The organism is Pseudomonas sp. MONT-RG-20F-20-E-7-02, assembly GCF_022662395.1.
In the GTDB taxonomy this organism is placed as follows: Bacteria; Pseudomonadota; Gammaproteobacteria; order Pseudomonadales; family Pseudomonadaceae; genus Aquipseudomonas.
The window spans coordinates 64,670-85,107 of the sequence record NZ_JAKNQN010000007.1 but is presented as its reverse complement, the minus strand read 5'-3'; the positions used below and the strand labels follow the sequence as shown (position 1 = coordinate 85,107).

The 20,438-nt window shown below is 60.3% G+C and carries 22 protein-coding genes and 1 tRNA gene; 17 read left to right on the top strand and 6 right to left on the bottom strand.

The genetic code is table 11. The features are described from left to right. The first annotated feature begins 2 nt into the window (after nt 1–2). The 9 genes from L8I05_RS20470 to L8I05_RS20430 are packed head-to-tail and all read left to right on the top strand — an operon-like array spanning nt 3 to nt 7,721. Nucleotides 3–932, top strand: a complete 930-nt coding sequence (locus L8I05_RS20470) for a MerR family transcriptional regulator (protein WP_242171267.1) — start codon at nt 3–5, stop codon at nt 930–932. Beyond that, a complete protein-coding gene (phrB, locus tag L8I05_RS20465) occupies nt 933–2,375 on the top strand; it encodes a deoxyribodipyrimidine photo-lyase (RefSeq protein WP_242171266.1) in 1,443 nt (480 codons plus the stop codon). It begins immediately after the preceding gene. After that, nucleotides 2,368–2,790, top strand: a complete 423-nt coding sequence (locus L8I05_RS20460) for a nuclear transport factor 2 family protein (protein WP_242171265.1) — start codon at nt 2,368–2,370, stop codon at nt 2,788–2,790. Before phrB ends, L8I05_RS20460 begins: the two co-directional genes overlap by 8 nt. Continuing rightward, nucleotides 2,787–3,569 carry an SDR family NAD(P)-dependent oxidoreductase gene (locus L8I05_RS20455; protein ID WP_242171264.1) on the top strand — a complete coding sequence of 261 codons (783 nt, stop codon included), beginning with the start codon at nt 2,787–2,789 and terminating at the stop codon, nt 3,567–3,569. The genes L8I05_RS20460 and L8I05_RS20455 overlap by 4 nt, the downstream gene beginning before the upstream one ends. Further along, nucleotides 3,566–4,813, top strand: a complete 1,248-nt coding sequence (locus tag L8I05_RS20450) for an FAD-dependent oxidoreductase (RefSeq protein WP_242171263.1) — start codon at nt 3,566–3,568, stop codon at nt 4,811–4,813. Before L8I05_RS20455 ends, L8I05_RS20450 begins: the two co-directional genes overlap by 4 nt. Further along, nucleotides 4,810–5,619, top strand: a complete 810-nt coding sequence (locus L8I05_RS20445; RefSeq protein WP_242171262.1) for a DUF1365 domain-containing protein — start codon at nt 4,810–4,812, stop codon at nt 5,617–5,619. Before L8I05_RS20450 ends, L8I05_RS20445 begins: the two co-directional genes overlap by 4 nt. Further along, nucleotides 5,606–6,877: a cyclopropane-fatty-acyl-phospholipid synthase family protein gene (locus tag L8I05_RS20440; protein ID WP_177016579.1), complete on the top strand. Its 1,272-nt coding sequence runs from the start codon at nt 5,606–5,608 to the stop codon at nt 6,875–6,877. The genes L8I05_RS20445 and L8I05_RS20440 overlap by 14 nt, the downstream gene beginning before the upstream one ends. Next, nucleotides 6,870–7,361 (top strand): DUF2878 domain-containing protein, encoded by a 492-nt coding sequence (locus tag L8I05_RS20435; protein WP_242171261.1) that lies wholly within the window; start codon nt 6,870–6,872, stop codon nt 7,359–7,361. Before L8I05_RS20440 ends, L8I05_RS20435 begins: the two co-directional genes overlap by 8 nt. A 54-nt stretch (nt 7,362–7,415) precedes the next feature. Next, entirely contained in the window at nt 7,416–7,721 is a 306-nt protein-coding gene (locus L8I05_RS20430; RefSeq protein ID WP_016977069.1) for a YkgJ family cysteine cluster protein, read from the top strand. Between the two features lie 134 nt (nt 7,722–7,855). Here the strand turns inward: L8I05_RS20430 and L8I05_RS20425 are convergent, their stop codons facing one another. From L8I05_RS20425 to hemA, 6 genes are all read right to left on the bottom strand, one after another. Further along, nucleotides 7,856–8,374: an acyloxyacyl hydrolase gene (locus L8I05_RS20425; protein ID WP_159954075.1), complete on the bottom strand. Its 519-nt coding sequence runs from the start codon at nt 8,372–8,374 to the stop codon at nt 7,856–7,858. 111 nt (nt 8,375–8,485) lie between these two features. Further along, nucleotides 8,486–9,280 carry a glutamate racemase gene (murI, locus tag L8I05_RS20420; RefSeq protein WP_242171260.1) on the bottom strand — a complete coding sequence of 265 codons (795 nt, stop codon included), beginning with the start codon at nt 9,278–9,280 and terminating at the stop codon, nt 8,486–8,488. Next, nucleotides 9,273–10,028, bottom strand: coding sequence for a molybdopterin-synthase adenylyltransferase MoeB (gene moeB / locus L8I05_RS20415; protein WP_242171258.1), 756 nt, complete (start codon nt 10,026–10,028; stop codon nt 9,273–9,275). The genes murI and moeB overlap by 8 nt, the downstream gene beginning before the upstream one ends. Further along, complete coding sequence (gene prmC / locus L8I05_RS20410; protein WP_242171256.1) at nt 10,022–10,852, bottom strand: peptide chain release factor N(5)-glutamine methyltransferase; 831 nt, start codon at nt 10,850–10,852, stop codon at nt 10,022–10,024. The genes moeB and prmC overlap by 7 nt, the downstream gene beginning before the upstream one ends. Further along, entirely contained in the window at nt 10,853–11,935 is a 1,083-nt protein-coding gene (prfA, locus tag L8I05_RS20405) for a peptide chain release factor 1 (RefSeq protein ID WP_159954071.1), read from the bottom strand. Continuing rightward, a complete protein-coding gene (gene hemA / locus L8I05_RS20400; protein WP_177016584.1) occupies nt 11,932–13,221 on the bottom strand; it encodes a glutamyl-tRNA reductase in 1,290 nt (429 codons plus the stop codon). The genes prfA and hemA overlap by 4 nt, the downstream gene beginning before the upstream one ends. 182 nt (nt 13,222–13,403) lie before the next feature. Here hemA and L8I05_RS20395 point away from each other — a divergent pair, with 182 nt between their 5' ends. The 8 genes from L8I05_RS20395 (at nt 13,404) to ychF (ending at nt 20,315) form a co-directional block, all read left to right on the top strand. Next, entirely contained in the window at nt 13,404–15,128 is a 1,725-nt protein-coding gene (locus L8I05_RS20395) for a tetratricopeptide repeat protein (RefSeq protein WP_159954069.1), read from the top strand. A 4-nt stretch (nt 15,129–15,132) separates the two neighbouring features. Continuing rightward, entirely contained in the window at nt 15,133–15,750 is a 618-nt protein-coding gene (gene lolB, locus L8I05_RS20390; RefSeq protein ID WP_177016585.1) for a lipoprotein insertase outer membrane protein LolB, read from the top strand. Between the two features lie 2 nt (nt 15,751–15,752). After that, a complete protein-coding gene (gene ispE / locus L8I05_RS20385) occupies nt 15,753–16,601 on the top strand; it encodes a 4-(cytidine 5'-diphospho)-2-C-methyl-D-erythritol kinase (RefSeq protein WP_242171253.1) in 849 nt (282 codons plus the stop codon). A gap of 37 nt (nt 16,602–16,638) precedes the next feature. After that, nucleotides 16,639–16,713: transfer RNA gene (locus tag L8I05_RS20380), tRNA-Gln, on the top strand. Nucleotides 16,714–16,759: 46 nt separating this feature from the next. Beyond that, entirely contained in the window at nt 16,760–17,701 is a 942-nt protein-coding gene (locus tag L8I05_RS20375) for a ribose-phosphate pyrophosphokinase (RefSeq protein WP_003208392.1), read from the top strand. A gap of 139 nt (nt 17,702–17,840) precedes the next feature. Further along, nucleotides 17,841–18,440: a 50S ribosomal protein L25/general stress protein Ctc gene (locus L8I05_RS20370; RefSeq protein WP_177016587.1), complete on the top strand. Its 600-nt coding sequence runs from the start codon at nt 17,841–17,843 to the stop codon at nt 18,438–18,440. A gap of 168 nt (nt 18,441–18,608) precedes the next feature. Beyond that, complete coding sequence (gene pth, locus L8I05_RS20365) at nt 18,609–19,193, top strand: aminoacyl-tRNA hydrolase (RefSeq protein WP_242171250.1); 585 nt, start codon at nt 18,609–18,611, stop codon at nt 19,191–19,193. A gap of 21 nt (nt 19,194–19,214) precedes the next feature. Then, nucleotides 19,215–20,315: a redox-regulated ATPase YchF gene (gene ychF, locus L8I05_RS20360; RefSeq protein WP_101266309.1), complete on the top strand. Its 1,101-nt coding sequence runs from the start codon at nt 19,215–19,217 to the stop codon at nt 20,313–20,315. Nucleotides 20,316–20,438 lie beyond the last annotated feature (123 nt).

Sequence of the window (20,438 nt, the reverse complement as noted above, 5' to 3'; positions counted from 1 at the left end):
CCATGAAAGCTGCCCTGCAAGACGAACCCGGCGAAGACATCGCCCAAGCCCTCGAAGACGGTTGGCTGCCGATTCGCGAAGTGGCGCGTCAGACCGGCGTCAACGCCGTGACCCTGCGCGCGTGGGAGCGTCGCTACGGTCTGATCGTGCCCCAGCGCACGCCCAAGGGGCACCGGCTGTTCAGCGCCGACCATGTCCAGCGCATCCACACCATCCTGACCTGGCTCAACCGCGGCGTACCGGTCAGCCAGGTAAAAGGCTTGATTGACTCCGCCCAGGCCAGCCCCGACACCGTCGAAAACGAATGGCACGCCCTGCGCCAGAACCTGCTGAACGCGATCAGCGAACTGGCCGAACGCCGGGTCGACGACGCCTTCAACCAGGCCATGGCGCTGTACCCGCCACGGACTTTGTGTGAGCAATTGTTACTGCCGCTGCTCAAGGAGCTTGAGCAAAGATGGCAGGGCCAATTCGGCGCGCAGATGGAGCGGGTGTTTTTCCTGTCCTGGCTGCGCAGCAAGTTTGGCGCGCGGATTTACCACAACAACCGCCAGCTCCAAGGCCCGCCGCTGTTGCTGGTCAACCATTCCGACCTGCCGCTGGAACCCCACCTGTGGCTCAGCGCCTGGCTGGCCAGCAGCGCCGACTGCCCGGTAGAAGTCTTCGATTGGCCACTGCCGGCCGGCGAACTGGCATTGGCGGTGGAACACCTGCAACCGCGCGCCGTGCTGCTGTACTCGAGCAAGGCCCTCCACTTGTCGGCACTCGGAAAACTTTTGAGCGGCATCAGTTGCCCAATTTTGATTGCCGGACCAACGGTATGCATCCATCAGACCGAGTTGGCCGTATTTACCCGTGACATCCCTGAACTGTTCTTGGCCGAAGACCCGTTGTCGGCCCACCAGCTACTGATCCAGCGTGGAATTGTTTAAATGCATTTGATCTGGCTGCGCACCGACCTGCGCCTACACGACAACACCGCCCTGGCCGCCGCACGCCAGCGAGGCCCGATGGCGGCCGTGTACCTGATCAGCCCCGAGCAATGGCTGGCCCACGATGACGCACCGTGCAAAGTCGACTTCTGGCTGCGCAACCTGCAGCACTTGAGCCACAAGCTCGGCGAGCTGAACATTCCCCTGCTGATCCGCAGCGCCGCCACCTGGGACCAGGCGCCGGGCGTGCTGAGCGCACTGTGCCGGGAGCTGTCGGTTGAGTCGGTGCACGTCAACGAGGAATACGGCATCCACGAGAGCCGCCGCGATGCTGCTGTGGCCAAGGCCCTGGAAGCGGGAGGCGTGACGTTCCACAGCTACCTGGACCAACTGTTTTTCCAACCCGGCAGTGTGCTGACCAAAACCGGCACCTACTTCCAGGTCTTCAGCCAGTTCCGCAAAGTCTGCTACACGAGCCTGCACAGTGCCTTGCCGCGCGTGGTGGCAACCCCCAAAGCCCAGGCCAGGCTGGACCTGAAAAGCGACCCCATTCCAACGCAGGTTGAAGGCTTCGAGCCGCCCAGCGAAACCCTGCGCGCCCTCTGGCCGGCCGGTGAAGACGAAGCCCGGCGCCGCCTCGACGCCTTCGCCGACCAGCAGATCAGCTACTACAAAGACGAGCGTGATTTCCCGGCCAAGCCCGGCACCAGCCAGCTTTCCGCTTACCTCGCCGCCGGTGTGGTTTCACCGCGCCAATGCCTGCATGCCGCCTTGCAAAGCAACCAGGGTGAGTTCGAAAGCGGCGACATCGGCGCAATTACCTGGATCAACGAACTGCTGTGGCGCGAGTTCTACAAGCACATTCTGGTGGGTTACCCACGGGTTTCTCGCCACCGTGCGTTTCGCCCCGAGACCGAAGCCGTGGCCTGGCGCAATGCGCCCAAGGACCTCGCCGCGTGGCAAGAGGCGCGCACAGGCCTGCCGATCATCGACGCCGCCATGCGCCAATTGCTGGAAACCGGTTGGATGCACAACCGCCTGCGCATGGTGGTGGCAATGTTCCTGACCAAGAACCTGCTGATCGACTGGCGTGAAGGCGAGCGTTTCTTTATGCGTCACCTGATCGACGGCGACCTGGCTGCCAACAACGGCGGCTGGCAGTGGAGCTCATCCACCGGCACCGATTCGGCGCCGTATTTCCGGATTTTCAGCCCGTTGAGCCAGTCGGAGAAATTCGACAGCGAAGGCGTATTCATCAAGCACTGGCTGCCGGAGCTGGCCGCGCTGAATAAAAAGGAAGTGCACAACCCCGAAGCGGTCGGCGGCCTGTTTGGCGTAGCGGACTACCCGCGCGCGATTGTCGACCTGAAAAAATCCCGCGAGCGCGCATTCGCCGCCTTCCGCAGCCTGCCTTCACGCCAGGAGGTCGCCGAGCATGAGTGACTTCCTGCGCAGGTTCGCCCAGGCCTTTGCCACGCTGGACAAGCACAACCTGCACCTGCTCGACAGCCTGTACAGCAAAGACATCGCCTTCGCCGACCCACTGCACGAAGTGCATGGGCTACCTGCGATGCACCGCTACTTCACTGAGCTGTACAGCAATGTCAGCCAACTGCGCTTCGACTTCCACGGCTTCGACCAAGTGGCCGACGGCGAAGGCTACCTGCGCTGGAAGATGAGTTTTTGCCACCCGCGGCTGAACAGCGGCCAAGTGATCCGGGTGGAAGGCTGCTCGCACCTGCTGTGGCGCGACAAGGTCTACCGGCATCGCGATTATTTCGACGCTGGCGCTTTGCTCTATGAACACCTGCCGGTACTCGGCCGTGTTGTCAGTTGGCTGAAAAGGAGAGTCGGATGAGCCACTCATTGCCCCGTCGTTATTGGCTGACCGGCGCCAGCAGTGGCATCGGCGCCTCACTGGCCGTTGAGTTACTCAACAGCGGCGCTCATGTTGCGCTCAGTTCACGCACCAAAGGCCCGCTGCAAGCCCTCGCCCAACGCTACCCAGGCCAAGTGCTGGTGGTGGCCGGCGACCTCACCAACAGCCAGACCGTGCGCGAAATCGGCGAACAAATCGAAGCAGCCTGGGGCTCACTGGACACGGTGATCCTCAACGCCGGCACCTGTGAATACGTAGACGCGCGGCAGTTTGACGCGTCTATCGTCGAGCACGTGGTACGCACCAACCTGCTCGCAAGTAGCTATTGCATCGAAGCGGCGCTACCGCTGTTGCGCAAAGGGCAAACGCCACACCTGGTCGGCGTGGCCAGCGCCGTGACCTACCTGCCGATGCCACGCGCCGAAGCCTATGGCGCGTCCAAGGCCGGGCTGCGCTACCTGTTCGAGTCGCTGCGCATCAGCTTGTCGCCCGAGAACATTGACGTCACGGTGATCAGCCCGGGCTTTGTCGACACGCCGTTGACCGAACGCAATGACTTCCCGATGCCCTTGAGCTGGTCCGCCGACAAGGCCGCGCGGCATATTTTCGCCAAGCTGGATAAACGCCCGCTGGAAATCGCCTTTCCCGCGCTGTTTATCGCCACCCTGTGGCCGCTGTCGAAGCTGCCCAACCGTGCGCAACTGATCATCGGCAAACGCATGTTGCGCAGCCCGCCGCCGCGGAAGGACGACCTGTGAAGATCGCCATTATCGGCAGCGGCATCGCCGGGCTCACCAGCGCCTACCTGCTCAGCCGCCGCCACGACATCACCCTGTTCGAAGCCGGCGAGCGCATCGGTGGGCACACCCACACGGTCAACGTGACGGTCGAGGGTGAACGCTACGCGGTGGACACCGGTTTTATCGTGTTCAACGACTGGACCTACCCCAACTTCATTCGCCTGCTGGGGCAGATTGGTGTCAGCTTCAAACCCACAGAGATGAGCTTTTCGGTGTGCGATCAAAACGCAGGCTTCGAATACAACGGCAATAACCTCAACAGCCTGTTTGCCCAGCGCCGCAATATTTTGTCGCCGGGATTCTGGGGCATGTTGCGCGACATCTTGCGCTTCAACCGCCAGGCGCCGCTGGACCTGCAAGAGCAACGCATCAGCGCCGACATGACGCTGGGCGATTACCTCGAAGCCGGCGGTTACGGCGAGCGTTTTATCCGGCACTACATCGTGCCGATGGGTGCGGCGATCTGGTCGATGTCCCTGACCGACATGCTCGGCTTTCCGCTGCAGTTCTTTGTACGCTTCTTCAAGAACCACGGCTTGCTCTCGGTGAACAACCGGCCGCAATGGTGCGTGATCGAAGGCGGCTCCAGCAGTTACATCGAACCGCTGACACGCAGCTTTCGTGAGCGGGTGCGCCTCAATTGCCCTGTGCATAAAGTCGAACGCACAGAGGCCGGCGTAGTTATCCACAGCGTCGCCGGCAGCGAGGCATTTGATCGGGTGGTATTCGCCTGCCACAGCGACCAGGCACTGGCACTGCTGGCCGACCCAAGCCAGGCAGAACAGGAGATTCTCGGTGCCCTGCCCTACGCCGACAACGACGTGGTGCTGCACACCGACACGCGCCTGCTGCCCGACCGCAAACTCGCCTGGGCCAGCTGGAACTACCGGCTCACCGGCGATGCGCAAACCCAGGCTGCCGTGACCTACGACATGAACATCCTGCAAGGCATCGACAGCGCCACCACCTTTTGCGTCAGCCTTAACCAGACGCCGATGATCAACCCGCTGAAGATCCTCGCGCGCTACACCTATGCGCATCCGCAATACAGCCTGGCGGCGGTCGCCGCGCAAGCACGCTGGGAAGAATTGGCGGGTGCGCGCAACACCTTTTATTGCGGCGCCTACTGGGCCAACGGCTTCCATGAAGACGGCGTGGTCAGCGCTTTGCGCGTGGCCCAGGCCTTTGGCGAAACCCTATGAACAGCGCCCTGTACAGCGGCTGGATCGCCCATCGCCGGTTTGCGCCCAAGGCCCACGCCTTTCGCTACCGCATCGGCTTGCTTTACCTGGATTTAAGCGAAGAAGACCAAGTGCTCGGGCTGTCGCCCTTGGCTGGCGCGGGTCGCCTGGCACCCTTCGGTTTTCGCCAGCAGGATTACCTGCGTGAATTCACGCGCCACGGCATGAGCTTGAGCGATGCCGTGCGCCAGGAAGTCGGCAAGGCGCTGGGGCGTGAGCCTCAGGGCGTTATCTGCCTACTGACCCAGGCCCGCAGTTGGGGCCTGGCTTTTAACCCGGTGAGTTTCTTCTACTGCTTCGAGGCCGATGGGCAACTGGCCGCGATCCTGTGTGAAGTGACCAACACCCCGTGGCGCGAGCGTTATCACTACGTGCTGCCGGCCCAGGCCCTCGGCGCGAATGAACACCAGCACTTTGCCGTGGCCAAGGCTTTCCATGTGTCGCCGTTTTTACCGCGTGACCTGGAATACCGCATGAGCTTCAGCCCGCCCGCCGCCAAGCTCGGCGTGCACATGGCCGACTGGCAGGGCGACCTGAAAGTCTTCGACGCCACCTTGAGCCTGCACAAAGAAGCGCTGAGCCGCGCCAGCCTGCATCGCTACCTGTGGCGCTTCCCGTGGATGACCGCCAAGACCTGCCTGGCGATTTACTGGCAGGCCATGCGCCTGCTGCTCAAACGCACACCGATTTTTTCCCATCAGGCCGCCGATGGCGCCTCTCGCACCGCAGTCGGGTATACCAAGGATCGCCGCCATGAAATCCCCTAGCTTATCGGTCAAGACCAACCGCCTGAACGTCAACGGCCTGACCAGCGCACTGCTGCGCAAGGCCGTGCTGCGCCAACTCAGCCAACTGCGCCACGGCCAGTTGGTGGTGATCGAAGACGGTGAGCGCCAGGTGTTCGGCGCACGCGAAGCGCACCTGCTGGGGGAAATCCAGATTGTTGATTCGGCCGTCTGGGGGCTGGTGGCCGCCAACGGTTCGATCGGCGCCGGCGAGGCCTTTATTCACGGTTACTGGACCACCCCGGACTTGACCGCCGTGGTGCGCGTGATGGTCAGCAACCTGGACGTGCTCGACGCCATGGAAGGTGGCCTGGCGCGCCTGGCCCGCCCGTTCACCCAAGGCCTGCACTGGCTCAACCGCAATACGCGCAAGGGCTCGCAGAAAAACATCGCCGCCCACTACGACCTGGGCAATGACCTGTTCGAAGAATTCCTCGACCCGACCATGATGTACTCGGCGGCGCAATTCCTGACGCCCGAGGACACCCTGGAACAGGCGCAGTTGAACAAGCTGGAACGCATCTGCCAGAAACTCGCGCTCAAGCCCACTGATCACTTGCTGGAAATCGGCACCGGCTGGGGCAGCATGGCGCTGTATGCGGCGCAGCATTACGGCTGCAAAGTCACCACCACGACCTTGTCCAAAGAGCAGTTTGCCTACACCGAGAAACGCATCGAGGCCTTGGGTTTGCAGGGCCAGGTAACCCTGCTGCTGCAGGACTATCGCGACCTGACCGGCCAGTACGACAAGCTGGTGTCCATCGAGATGATCGAAGCGGTGGGCCATCGCTTCCTGCCGACCTACTTCAAGCAGTGCGCGCACCTGCTCAAAAGTGACGGGCTGATGCTGCTGCAAGCCATCACCATTCGTGAGCAGCGTTTTGAACAGGCCAAGAACAGCGTCGACTTCATTCAGCGCTACATTTTCCCCGGTGGCGCCCTGCCCTGCGTGCAGAACATGCTGCACATCGTCAGCCGCGACACCGACATGAACCTGCTGCACATGGAAGACTTCGGCCTGCACTACGCGAAAACCCTGCGCCTGTGGCATGAGAACTTTCGCCGCGCCCATGGCCGTCTCACCGAGTTGGGCTACGATGAGTACTTCCTGCGCTTGTGGGAATTCTACTTGTGCTACTGCGAAGGCGGCTTTATGGAACGTACGATTGGTACTGCGCAACTGCTGCTGGCCAAGCCGGCGGCGATCAACCCGCCGTTGCTCGGGCGTTTCAGTGCTTAAACGGCTGGCGAATGCCGTGCTGTTTCAGTGCGGCTGGTTTGCCTGCGTGCTGGGCGGTGACGGCCGCTGGCTGTGGGTGGTCGCCGCCGTGCTGGCCATCCACCTGCTGTGGATAAGTTCATGGTCTGCAGAGGGGCAAATTATCCTCGCCGTGACCTTGCTGGGCACCGTTATCGACACCTCGTTGCGCACCTTTGGCGTGTTTCATTTCAGTTTTCCGGGGCCGCTGATTCCGTTCTGGCTGGTGCTGCTGTGGGCGCTGCTCGCCACCACGCTGCGCCATTGCCTGGCCTGGAGCGCACAGCCCTGGTGGCGCGCCAGTTTATTGGGCGCCGTCGGTGGGCCGCTGTCGTATTACGCCGGTAGCCAATTGGCCGGTGTGAGTTTCGGCTATGGCACGGCGCCTACCCTGATCGGCCTGGCGCTGCTGTGGGGGCTGCTGTTTCCCGTGCTGCACTGGATTGCACGGCAATTGGGGCACTGACGCCCGTCAGAGCATTCACACCTACCTGACCCGCTTGGCTTACACTGCGCGTCTATGACCAACATTCCCCACACTCAAATCACCGAACCCGCCGTGACCTGCTCAACGTGCGCGGCCTGCTGCTGCCAGCTGGAAGTGATGCTGATCACCGACACCGGCGTGCCGGAACGCTACATCGATACGGATGATTGGGGCGGCGAAGTGATGCTGCGCCTGGATGACGGCTGGTGTGCGGCGCTGGACCGGGACACGATGATGTGCACGATCTACGAGCGTCGGCCGCTGATTTGCCGGGAGTTCGAGATGGGTGCGCCGGAGTGTCTGACCGAGCGAGAAGGGATTGCGACGGCGTATCGCTGATCCTGAGGTAGATGAAAATCAAAATGTGGGAGCTGGCTTGCCTGCGATAGCATCACTTCGGTGTAACTGATAGACCGAGGTGTCTGCATCGCAGGCAAGCCAGCTCCCACATTAGTCAGCAGGTGCCAGATGATTTACAACGGCAAGGTGTAGTGCAACGAGTAGCTCTCTACCCCATCGTTGTTGCTGCTGATGCCGGCGTTGGAATAGTGCGTGGCGCGAATGCCCACTTCATGCCCACCGGCAAAGCGCAAACCAAAGCCCAGACGGTCTTCGAACTGGAAGGCCTGGCCAATGTTGTTGTCTTCCAGACGCGTGCGCGAGAACACGGCCACGCCGATCCCGGCTTCGATGTAGGGCTTGACCTTTTCCCCGGCAAACTCATACACAAACACCGGCGAAAACGACAGGCTGCTTGCGCCCGCGCGCTTGTCGCCATCCCAATAGGTGTAAGCGCCACTCCAATAGCCGGTCAGTCGACCGGTATCGCTCTGCCACCAGCTTTTATCCCAATCCGACGTCAACCCGAGCCGATAGGTCATGGTCGAATCGCTGGTGCTCCCCACACCGAACTCCAAACCGGCAGCTTGAGCCGAAACAGAGTGCCCTACTACGACGGCCGCAAACGCAGCCAAACAGAACAAGCGCTTCATAAGAAACAGTCCTTTGAGACGAGGTTGTATATTTTTGTACAGGCTAACTCGCTATAGAAGCCAACGCAGAGCCAGAAGTTCAGCGTCTGATCGCGTTATTTCACAAAATTTTCACGCGTCGAAGCTTCGCACAACTCCGGGATACTTCCATAGAGTCGGTAGGATATTTCTTAGGTGATCGACATCACCACTGGTCCAGAACTGCGTAGGTTCAGGGTTGCCGGCGGCCAACAGGTCACGCTCGCTCAACAAACGCTTGAGCTGACGCGCCACGGCGGCGCCGGTGTCGATCAGGATGATGCTGGGGGGAAGCATCTGTGCCAGGAGTGGCTTGAGGAAGGGGTAGTGGGTGCAGCCGAGAATAATCGTGTCGCAACCCGCGCTGAGCAGCGGGTCGACATAACCTTGCAACATCTGGCGCAACGCGGCGCTGCCAAGGTCGCCGGTCTCAATCAACTCAACCAAGCCCGGGCAGGGCTGAGTGATGACGCGCACATCGGTGGCAAAACGGTCGAGCAACGCCGCGAACTTGGCGCTTTGCAGGGTGCCTGTGGTGGCAAGTACACCGACCACGCCACTGCGAGTGGCGGCCGCCGCCGGTTTGACGGCGGGCTCCATGCCCACCAATGGCCAGTCAGGGTAGTCCTGTCGCAAATCGGCGACAGCGGCGACAGTCGCCGTGTTACAGGCAATCACAAACGCCTTGGCGCCTTGCTTGCGGAAAAACTCGGCGACGCGCCGGGAGCGCTCGAGAATGAACGCCGGGGTTTTCTCGCCGTAGGGAATGTTACCGCCGTCAGCCACGTACAGCAGTGACTCATGGGGCAGTAACTGTTGGATTTCATCCAGTACCGATAGGCCGCCGACGCCGGAATCGAACACACCGATGGGCGCGTCCTTAACCACGCTCAGCTCCACACACGCTGCAACCCGGGTCGCGCTTGACGCGTAATTCGCGAAAGCGTGTGGTCAAGGCATCGATCAGCAACAAGCGACCCACCAGCGGCTCACCGAAACCGGCCAGCAGTTTCAAGGCTTCCAGCGCTTGCAGGCTGCCGACCACGCCCACCAACGGGCCGACGACGCCGGCTTCGCTGCAGGTCAGTTCGGTGTCGCTGCCGTGCCCGTATAAACAGTGGTAGCACGGGCTGTCGGCGCGGCGCGGGTCAAACACCGACAATTGCCCTTCAAGGCGAATCGCAGCGCCACTGATCAGTGGCTTGGCGGCAGCGACACAGGCGGCGTTGACGGCTTCGCGGGTGGAGAAGTTGTCGCTGCAATCGAGCACTACGTCCACCGCTGCCACCGCCGCTGCCAGGGAGTCCGCGTCCAGCGCGGTGCGATGGGCGAGCAGAGTGACTTCGGGGTTGATGGCGCTCAGGCGGCGCATGGCCGAATCGACCTTGGTCTGCCCGACGCTGTCAGTGTCGTGGATGATCTGGCGTTGCAGGTTGGTCAGGTCGACGGTGTCGAAATCGGCCAAATGCAACTCGCCCACACCGGCGGCGGCCAGGTAAAGCGCGACAGGCGCGCCCAGGCCACCGAGGCCAACGATCAATGCACGCGCGTTTTTCAGGCGCAACTGGCCTTCGATGTCGACATGCTGCAACAGAATCTGTCGGCTATAGCGCAACAGCTCCTGATCGGTCAGCACGGCCGGCGCCCCAGGGTGATGCGTTCGTGGCCACCGAGGTCGACGCGGCTGTGTACGTCTTCAAAGCCCTCGCCCAGCAACAGGTCACGCACGGCCGCAGCCTGATCGTAGCCATGCTCAAGCAATAGCCAACCGCTGGCGTTCAAGTGGGCCGGGGACTGGGCGATGATCAAGCGCAAATCGTCCAGGCCATCATGGCCGGCCACCAAGGCGCTGGCCGGTTCAAAGCGTACGTCGCCTGCGACCAGATGCGGGTCGTTGTCGGCAATGTAAGGTGGGTTGCTGATGATCAGGTCGAACGTCTGGCCTTGCAGCGCGCTGAACCAATGGCTGTTCAGCACCGTGGCGTTCTTCAGGTGCAGGCGCTGGCGGTTGCGCTCCGCCAGGGCCACGGCTTCCAGCACGCGGTCAACCGCGGTGACCTGCCAAACCGAGCGCTCGCTGGCCAGGGCCAGGGCGATGGCACCGCTGCCGGTGCCCAGGTCGAGAACCTTGGCAGGCGTGGCAGGCAGCAGTTCCAATGCGGCCTCCACCAGCAATTCGGTTTCGGGACGCGGGATCAGCGTGTGCGGCGCGACCTCCAGGTCCAGTTTCCAGAAGCCTTGCTGGCCGAGGATATATGCCACCGGCTCACCACCACGGCGGCGTTGCAGGTAGTTGGCAAAGGTCAGCGCGGCTTCGCTGCTGACGATTTTTTCCGGCCAGGTGTGCAGGTAGCTGCGCGATTTGCCCAAGGCAGCGGCCAGCAACAGTTCCACATCCAGGCGCGCGGTAGGCGAGTCGGGCAGGTCGGCGGCGCGCAGCAAGCTGGCAATGATGGTCATTTATTCACCTATCGCCGCCAATTGATCGGCCTGGTACTCGGCGAGCAAGGGCTCGATCACCGCATCCACGCCACCGGCGAGAATCTCGTCGAGGGAATACAGCGTGAGGTTGACCCGGTGGTCGGTCACCCGGCCCTGGGCAAAATTGTAAGTACGAATGCGTTCGGAGCGGTCGCCGGAACCCACCAGCAGCTTGCGCTCGCTGGCAATCGCGTTGGCGGCGGCGCTGGTCTGCTGGTCGTTGAGTTTGGCCGACAGCCAGGACATGGCCCGCGCACGGTTCTTGTGCTGGGAACGTTCTTCCTGGCACTCCACCACAATGCCCGACGGCAAGTGCGTGATGCGGATGGCCGAGTCGGTCTTGTTGACGTGCTGGCCACCGGCGCCCGACGAACGATAGGTGTCGACACGCAAGTCCGCCGGGTTGATCTCGATGGCTTCCTGCTCGTCCGGCTCAGGCAACACGGCCACGGTGCACGCCGAGGTGTGGATACGGCCCTGGGATTCCGTCGCTGGCACCCGCTGCACGCGGTGGGCGCCGGATTCGAATTTGAGTTTGCCGTAGACGTTGTCGCCTTCAACCCGGGCGATGACTTCTTTATAGCCGCCGTGTTCGCCTTCGTTCTCGGACAGAATCTCGACACGCCAGCCGCGACGCTCGGCGTAGCGCGAATACATGCGGAACAGGTCACCGGAGAAAATCGCCGCCTCGTCGCCACCGGTGCCGGCGCGGATTTCGAGGAACACGTTGCGCCCGTCGTTAGGGTCTTTGGGCAGCAACATGCGCTGCAGATCGCCTTCCAGCTCGGCGAGTTTTTCCTTGGCTTCGCGAACTTCTTCCACGGCCATTTCGCGCATGTCCGGGTCGCTGTCCTTGAGCAGCGCCTGGGCGCCTTCGAGGTCGGCTTGCACTTTGGTCAGGTGCTTGTAGGTGGCCACAATCGGCTCAACTTCGGCGTATTCCTTGGAATAGGCACGGAATTTGGTTTGATCGGAGATGACCTCGCCATCGCCGAGCAAGGCGGTCAGTTCTTCGAAACGGTCCTGGAGCACGTCCAGTTTATTGAGCAGTGACGCTTTCATTGCGGTTTTTTATCCGAAGAGCTATCTGACGCGCCCTCACCGAGGGCAAAGAGTTCCTGGGCCATGGCCAGCGCATCGAGGCGGCCTTCGGCGGTAAGCTTTTTTAACTGAACGCTGGGGGCGTGGAGCAATTTGTTGGTCAGGCCACGCGCCAGTTGCATCAGCACCTCTTCGGCGCCGCTGCCGTTGGCCAGCATCCGCTGGGCCTTGATCAACTCTTCGTCGCGCAGGCGTTCGCCCTGCTGACGATAGGCCTTGAGCACGTCGACGGCCGCCAGTTCACGCAGGCGCACCATAAAGTCTTCGGCGCCGGTGCTGACCATTTCCTCGGCGGCCTGGGCAGCGCCCTGGCGACTCTTGAGGTTTTCGGCAACCACTTCGTGCAGATCGTCGACGCTATAGAGGTAAACGTCGTCCAACTCGCCGACTTCCGGCTCGATATCGCGGGGAACGGCGATATCCACCATAAAGATCGGTTTGTGCTTGCGCAGCTTCAGCGCGCTCTCTACCGCGCCTTTGCCGAGGATCGGCAGTTGGCTGGCGGTGGAGCTGATCACAATATCGCTGCGCACCAGTTCGGCCGGAATGTCCGACAGCAACACCGCGTGGGCGCCGAACTGCTCGGCCAGGATGCTGGCGCGTTCCAGCGTACGATTGGCGACCACAATACGCTTCACACCCAGTTCGTGCAGATGACGGGCGACCAGGGTGATGGTTTCACCGGCGCCGATCAGCAGGGCCTGGCTGCGCTGCAAGTCGCTGAAAATCTGTTTGGCCAGGCTGACGGCGGCAAATGCCACGGACACCGGGTTTTCACCGATGGCCGTGTCGGTGCGCACTTGCTTGGCGGAATTGAAGGTGGCCTGGAACAAGCGACCCAGCAACGGACCGACAGTGCCGGCCTCGCGGGCCACGGCGTAGGCGGACTTCATCTGGCCGAGGATCTGCGGCTCGCCCAGCACCAGCGAGTCGAGCCCTGCGGCGACGCGCATCATGTGACGAACTGCCGCATCCTCTTCGTGCACATAGGCACTGGCGCGCAGGTCATCGAGGCTCAAATGGTGATAATCGGCCAGCCAGCGCAGCACCACATCCGCTGAAAGATGTTCCTGCTCTATATAAAGCTCACTGCGATTGCAGGTCGAAAGGATCGCAGCTTCGCGGCTGTCGGTGATCCGGCAGAGCTGCTGCAAGGCCTCAACCAACTGCTCTGGCGTGAACGCCACGCGCTCGCGCACGTCTACGGAAGCAGTCTTGTGGTTAATACCGAGTGCGAGGAAGGCCATTCAATATCGCTGATGATGTCGGGAAGCCGACAATTGTCCTACTTCGAATGATTCAGAACAACCACCGTAGGCTATTGTCCTAATGCCTTGTGTCTATAAAGGCACCAACTGAGACTCGGTTATGTTTGGCCGAAGGCTTGTGTCATGATGATCCGACCGCAGGTTAGTCGTCCTCTTCCTATATGAATAGATCTTCCGCGTTGCTCCTTGCTTTTGTCTTCCTCAGCGGCTGCCAGGCCTTGGCCCCCGTGTCGCCGGACGGTACGCCGCCGGTAGAAGACAGCACCCCCGCCCCTGAAAAGCCCAAGGTTTATTCCTCGTTCAATGAAGAAACGATCTACAGCCTGCTGACCGCGGAACTCGCCGGCCAGCGCAATCGCTTCGATATTGCCCTGGATAACTACGTGACCCAGGCCATCAATACCCAGGACCCGGGCATTTCCGAGCGTGCGTTTCGCATCGCCGAATACCTGGGTGCCGATCAGGCCGCGCTGGACACCTCGCTGATCTGGGCGAAAAACGCGCCGGACGACCTGGAAGCGCAGCGTGCAGCGGCCATCCAACTGGCGCGCGCGGGGCGCTATGACGACTCCATGGTTTATATGGAGAAAGTCCTGCAGGGCAAGGGCGACACCCATTTCGACTTCCTCGCGCTGTCGGCTGCCGACACCGACCAGGACACGCGCAATGGCCTGATGAAGAGTTTCGACCGCCTGCTGCAAAAGCATCCAAAGAACAGCCAGCTGATTTTCGGCAAGGCGTTGCTGCTGCAACAGGATGATGAAGCCGACGCGGCCCTGAAGTTGCTGGAGCAGAACCCGCCGGACGACGGCGAGATCGCGCCGATTCTGCTGCGCGCACGCCTGCTGCAGAACCTTAATCGCGGCAAGGAAGCGATTCCGCTGCTGGAAAAAAGCATCAAGAAGTATCCGGACGACAAGCGCCTGCGCCTGACCTATGCGCGCACGCTGGTTGAGCAGGACCGCATGGAGGACGCCAAAGTGCAGTTCGCCAACCTGGTCCAGCAATACCCGGACGATGACGAATTGCGCTATTCCCTGGCATTGGTGTGCCTGGAAGCCAAGGCGTGGGATGAGGCCAAGGGTTACCTGGAAGAGCTGATCCAGCGCGAAAGCCACGTGGACTCGGCACACCTGAACCTGGGCCGTATCGCTGAAGAGCGCAACGACCCGCAGGCGGCATTGCTTGAGTACGCTCAGGTCGGCCCCGGCAATGACTATCTGCCGGCCCAGTTGCGCCAGGCCGATATCCTGATGAGCAATGGCCGCACCGACGAGGCGGAAAAACGCCTGGCCGCGGCGCGCGATGCCGAGCCGGATTACGCGATCCAGCTGTACCTGATCCAGGCCGAGACCTTGTCCGCCAACAAGCAGGGCGAGCGCGCCTGGAAGTTGCTGCAACAAGCGTTGCTGCAATACCCCGACGACTTGAACCTGCTGTACACCCGCGCCATGCAGGCGGAAAAACGCAATGACCTGGCGCAGATGGAAAAAGACCTGCGCCTGATCATCAAGCGCGACCCGGACAACGCCATGGCGCTGAACGCCTTGGGCTACACCCTGTCCGACCGTACGACGCGCTACGCCGAAGCCAAGGTGTTGATCGAGCAAGCCCACAAGCTCAACCCGGAAGACCCGGCCGTACTCGATAGCCTGGGTTGGGTAAATTACCGCCTGGGCAATCTCGACGAAGCCGAGCGTTTGCTGCGCCAGGCACTGGAGCGCTTCCCCGATCAGGAAGTGGCCGCTCACCTGGGCGAAGTGCTCTGGGCCAATGGCAAACAGCGCGAAGCGCGACAAATCTGGGAAAAATTCCTCAAGGAACAACCCGAAAGCCCCATCCTGCGCGGCACCATCAAGCGCCTGACCGGATCCGAGACCCTTTAAGCTTATGTTCTTGCGCCACGTTATTGTTTTCAGCTTCATCGCCTTGCTCGCCGGTTGCGCGGGTTTCGGCGCCCGCGAATCCGTTGAAGGCCAGGGCAACCCGGCGCAATGGAAACAGCACAAGGACCAGCTCAGCAGCATCGATGGCTGGCAGATCGAAGGCAAGGTCGGGGTTCGCGCGCCAAAAGATTCCGGCAGCGGCACCTTGTTCTGGCTGCAACGCCAGGACTATTACGACATTCGCCTCTCCGGCCCGCTTGGCCGAGGCGCTGCACGCCTGACTGGTCGCCCAGGGCAAGTCAGCCTCGAAGTGGCCAACCAGGGCCGCTACGAAGCGGCCTCGCCGGAAGAATTGCTGGAACAGCAAATGGGCTGGAAGCTGCCCGTATCACACCTGGTGTGGTGGGTACGCGGTTTGCCCGCGCCAGACAGCAAAAGTCGCCTGAGCCTCAATGGCGATAGCCGCCTGGCCACGCTCGAGCAGGATGGCTGGCAGGTCGAGTACCTCAGCTACGTACAGCAAAGTGGTTATTGGTTGCCAGAGCGCATCAAGCTGCATGGCACCGACCTTGACGTCACGCTGGTGATCAAGGACTGGCAACCGCGCAAGCTGGGGCAATAAACGTGACTGCAAAGCTGACGTTGCCCTCCCCGGCCAAACTCAATTTGATGCTGCACATTCTGGGGCGCCGTGAAGACGGCTACCACGAGCTGCAGACGCTGTTTCAATTTCTCGACTACGGCGATGAACTGACCTTCGCTGTGCGCGACGATGGCGTGATCCAGCTGCATACCAAATTCGAAGGCGTGCCCCACGACAGCAATCTGATCGTGAAGGCCGCGAAAAAACTTCAAGCGCAATCCGGTTGCCCGCTCGGCATCGACATCTGGATCGATAAAATCTTGCCCATGGGCGGTGGCATCGGTGGCGGCAGCTCAAATGCTGCGACGACGCTGCTTGGCCTGAACCACTTGTGGCAACTGGGTTGGGACCACGATCGCCTGGCCACGCTGGGCCTGACGCTGGGCGCCGACGTCCCGGTTTTCGTGCGTGGGCACGCAGCTTTCGCCGAGGGCGTGGGGGAGAAACTCACCCCGGAATACCCCGAAGAGCCGTGGTATGTCGTGCTTGTTCCGCAAGTATCTGTAAGTACAGCAGAAATTTTTTCAGATCCACTGTTGACACGTAACTCTCCTCCCATTAAAGTGCGCCCCGTTCCCAAGGGAAACAGTCGAAATGACTGCTTACCGGTTGTAGCAAGGCGTTATCCAGAGGTACGTAACGCTTTGAATTTGTTAGGTAAATTTACCGAAGCAAAATTAACCGGAACTGGAAGTTGTGTGTTTGGGGGCTTCCCAAGCAAAGCTGAAGCTGATAAAGTCTCGGCCCTTCTTACAGAGACCCTTACAGGGTTTGTAGCAAAGGGAAGCAACGTTTCGATGTTGCATCGCAAGCTGCAAAGTCTGCTCTAAAAGGAACCGAGTACTGGGTACTCGTTGCAACAGATACAGGGGCGTCGCCAAGCGGTAAGGCAGCAGGTTTTGATCCTGCCATGCGTTGGTTCGAATCCAGCCGCCCCTGCCATTTTCTAATACTCATCCAGGTTACCCTCAGCCTCTAGGTACTGCGCGTGTCCAAGATGATGGTCTTTACGGGGAACGCTAACCCCGATCTGGCTCGACGTGTCGTACGTCAGCTGCATATCCCTCTCGGTGACATCTCTGTCGGTAAATTCTCCGACGGCGAAATTACAGCCGAGATCAATGAAAACGTCCGCGGTAAAGATGTCTTCATTATTCAGCCGACTTGCGCTCCGACCAACGATAACCTGATGGAACTCGTCGTGATGGCTGATGCCTTCCGCCGCTCCTCAGCGACTCGAATCACAGCTGTAATCCCTTACTTTGGTTATGCCCGTCAGGATCGCCGTCCGCGTTCCGCACGTGTGGCTATCAGCGCGAAAGTCGTGGCTGACATGCTCACCGTGGTAGGCATCGACCGTGTTCTCACGGTTGACCTGCACGCTGACCAAATCCAGGGGTTCTTCGATATTCCAGTGGATAACATCTACGGCTCCCCCGTATTGGTGGATGACATCGAAGACCAGCGCTTTGAAAACCTGATGATCGTGTCCCCGGACATTGGTGGCGTCGTGCGTGCACGGGCTGTTGCCAAATCCCTGGGCGTGGACCTCGGGATCATCGACAAACGCCGTGAAAAAGCCAATCACTCTGAAGTGATGCATATCATCGGTGATGTCGAAGGGCGTACCTGTATTCTGGTTGATGACATGGTCGACACCGCCGGCACCCTGTGCCACGCGGCGAAAGCCTTGAAAGAGCACGGTGCAGCAAAAGTCTTCGCCTACTGCACACACCCTGTGCTGTCGGGCCGAGCGATCGAGAACATCGAGAATTCCATGCTGGACGAACTGGTGGTGACTAACACCATCCCATTGTCCGCTGCAGCTCAAGCCTGTTCGCGTATCCGTCAACTGGATATCGCACCGGTAGTTGCCGAAGCGGTTCGCCGCATCAGCAACGAAGAATCGATCAGCGCGATGTTCCGTTAAGGGTCAAACCTTACGAAGCACCCCACTGACGAAAAGCGCCCCGCCCCAACCTACTGTTGGGGCGGGGCTTTTTTGCCCATATCGCCTTTAGCGCTGGTCGCAAACGCTGGGGCGAATGTGGTTATTTTGGAGATACAACATGAACGATTTTACTTTGAATGCTGAACTGCGTTCCGACCTGGGGAAAGGTGCGAGCCGCCGCCTGCGTCGTCTCGCAAGCCTGGTTCCAGCTGTAGTTTACGGTGGCGAAAAAGCCCCTGAATCCATCAGCATGCTGGCTAAAGAAATCGCCAAACTGCTCGAAAACGATGCTGCTTACAGCCACGTTATCGAACTGAACGTTGGCGGCAAAAAGCAAAACGTAATCATCAAGGCACTGCAACGTCACCCGGCCAAAGGCCACGTGCTGCACGCTGACTTTGTACGCGTTGTTGCCGGTCAGAAACTGACCGCCATCGTTCCAGTACACTTCGTCGGCGAAGAAGCTCCGGTTAAGAAAGGCGGCGAAATCTCGCACGTCCTGAACGAAATCGAAGTGACCTGCCTGCCGAAAGACCTGCCTGAGTTCATCGAAGTCGACCTGTCGGCTCTGGAAATCGGCGCCATCATCCACCTGTCCGACCTCAAAGCCCCTAAAGGCGTTGAGTTTGTTGCACTGGCTCACGGTGATGACAAAGCTGTTGCAAACGTTCACGCTCCACGCGTTGCACCAGAAGCTGAAGAAGGCGCTGCAGAGTAATTCACTCTGTATTGCCGGAGCTTGAGGAAACATCGCGGACCGAAACGTAGCGAGAAAGCGGGCGATAACGCGGCGTTTACTCTTGAGTAAATGATCTTTTGTTGTCCACTTTCGCCGCACGCAGGTGTCGGTGATGTTATCCACAACTCCAAAGGAAGGGCCCCTGTCGTGACTGCCATTAAACTGATCGTTGGCCTGGGAAATCCAGGCGCCGAATACGAACAGACCCGGCATAACGCGGGGGCCCTTTTTGTTGAGCGTATCGCGCACGCCCAAGGTGTAAACCTTACGGCCGATCGCAAATATTTTGGCCTGACCGGGCGCTTCTCGCATCAGGGTCAGGATGTTCGTCTGCTGATTCCCACCACCTGCATGAACCGCAGCGGCCAGGCTGTCGCGGCGCTCGCGGGCTTCTTTCGGATCAAACCCGAAGAAATCCTGGTGGCCCATGACGAACTGGACCTGCCACCCGGCGTTGCCAAACTCAAGTTGGGCGGCGGGCATGGCGGGCACAATGGCCTGCGCGACATCATCGCGCAGTTGGGCAATCAGAATAATTTTTACCGTCTGCGGCTCGGCATTGGCCACCCAGGCGTTGCCAGTATGGTTTCAAATTTCGTCCTGGGTCGTGCGCCACGCGCAGAACAGGAAAAACTCGATGCCAGCATCGACTTCGCCCTCGGCGTGCTGCCGGATATCTTCGCCGGTGAATGGAACCGCGCGATGAAAAACCTGCACAGCCAGAAGGCCTGACTCTTACCGAGGGGAAACACCATGGGATTCAATTGCGGCATCGTCGGCCTGCCCAACGTCGGCAAATCCACCCTGTTCAACGCCTTGACCAAATCCGGTATTGCGGCGGAGAACTTCCCCTTCTGTACCATCGAACCCAACAGCGGCATCGTGGCCATGCCTGACCCGCGCCTGCAGGAATTGGCGGCGATCGTTAATCCCAAGCGCATCCTGCCGACCACCATGGAATTCGTCGACATCGCAGGCCTGGTGGCCGGCGCGTCGAAAGGTGAAGGCCTGGGCAACAAGTTTCTGGCCAACATCCGTGAGACCGATGCCATCGCTCACGTGGTCCGCTGCTTTGAAGACGAGAACGTGATTCACGTCTCCAACAGCGTCGACCCGAAACGCGACATCGAGATCATCGACCTGGAGCTGATCTTCGCCGACCTCGACAGCTGCGAAAAACAACTGCAGAAAGTCGCGCGTAACGCCAAAGGCGGCGACAAGGACGCAGTGGTCCAGAAAGGCCTGCTGGAGCAATTGATCGCTCACTTCACCTTGGGCAAGCCCGCGCGCAGCCTGATGAAGAGTATGAATGCCGATGAAAAAGCGGTAATCAAGGGCTTCCACCTACTGACCACCAAACCGGTCATGTACATCGCCAACGTCGCTGAAGACGGCTTCGAGAACAACCCGCTGCTCGACGTGGTCAAGGCCATCGCCGAGGAAGAAGGCGCGATCGTGGTGCCGGTGTGCAACAAGATCGAAGCAGAAATTGCCGAGCTGGATGACGGCGAAGAAAAAGACATGTTCCTCGAGGCCCTGGGCCTGGAAGAGCCTGGCTTGAACCGTGTGATCCGTGCCGGCTACGAAATGCTGCACCTGCAGACTTACTTCACCGCCGGTGTCGAAGAAGTCCGTGCCTGGACCGTCAAAGTCGGTGCCACAGCGCCACAGGCCGCCGGTGTGATCCATACCGACTTCGAAAAAGGCTTTATCCGCGCCGAAGTCATCGCCTACAACGACTTCATCCAGTACAAGGGTGAAGCCGGCACCAAGGAAGCCGGTAAATGGCGCCTGGAAGGCAAGGAATATATCGTCAAAGATGGCGACGTAATGCACTTCCGTTTCAACGTATAAATAATACCTGCGGCGCCCACCGCAAATAAAAAGCCGATGCCCTGCATCGGCTTTTTTGTGGGCAATGGTTTCACGTGCGAAGTAGTCTCATTACGTCAAACCACCAACCGCTTTAAGACTTCT

Coding starts and splice junctions, on each gene's coding strand:
- L8I05_RS20470 (WP_242171267.1), top strand. CDS start 3: ATGAAAGCTGCCCTGCAAGACGAACCCGGCGAAGACATCGCCCAAGCC.
- phrB (WP_242171266.1), top strand. CDS start 933: ATGCATTTGATCTGGCTGCGCACCGACCTGCGCCTACACGACAACACC.
- L8I05_RS20460 (WP_242171265.1), top strand. CDS start 2,368: ATGAGTGACTTCCTGCGCAGGTTCGCCCAGGCCTTTGCCACGCTGGAC.
- L8I05_RS20455 (WP_242171264.1), top strand. CDS start 2,787: ATGAGCCACTCATTGCCCCGTCGTTATTGGCTGACCGGCGCCAGCAGT.
- L8I05_RS20445 (WP_242171262.1), top strand. CDS start 4,810: ATGAACAGCGCCCTGTACAGCGGCTGGATCGCCCATCGCCGGTTTGCG.
- L8I05_RS20440 (WP_177016579.1), top strand. CDS start 5,606: ATGAAATCCCCTAGCTTATCGGTCAAGACCAACCGCCTGAACGTCAAC.
- L8I05_RS20430 (WP_016977069.1), top strand. CDS start 7,416: ATGACCAACATTCCCCACACTCAAATCACCGAACCCGCCGTGACCTGC.
- L8I05_RS20425 (WP_159954075.1), bottom strand. CDS start 8,374: ATGAAGCGCTTGTTCTGTTTGGCTGCGTTTGCGGCCGTCGTAGTAGGG.
- prmC (WP_242171256.1), bottom strand. CDS start 10,852: ATGACCATCATTGCCAGCTTGCTGCGCGCCGCCGACCTGCCCGACTCG.
- prfA (WP_159954071.1), bottom strand. CDS start 11,935: ATGAAAGCGTCACTGCTCAATAAACTGGACGTGCTCCAGGACCGTTTC.
- hemA (WP_177016584.1), bottom strand. CDS start 13,221: ATGGCCTTCCTCGCACTCGGTATTAACCACAAGACTGCTTCCGTAGAC.
- L8I05_RS20395 (WP_159954069.1), top strand. CDS start 13,404: ATGAATAGATCTTCCGCGTTGCTCCTTGCTTTTGTCTTCCTCAGCGGC.
- lolB (WP_177016585.1), top strand. CDS start 15,133: ATGTTCTTGCGCCACGTTATTGTTTTCAGCTTCATCGCCTTGCTCGCC.
- L8I05_RS20370 (WP_177016587.1), top strand. CDS start 17,841: ATGAACGATTTTACTTTGAATGCTGAACTGCGTTCCGACCTGGGGAAA.
- ychF (WP_101266309.1), top strand. CDS start 19,215: ATGGGATTCAATTGCGGCATCGTCGGCCTGCCCAACGTCGGCAAATCC.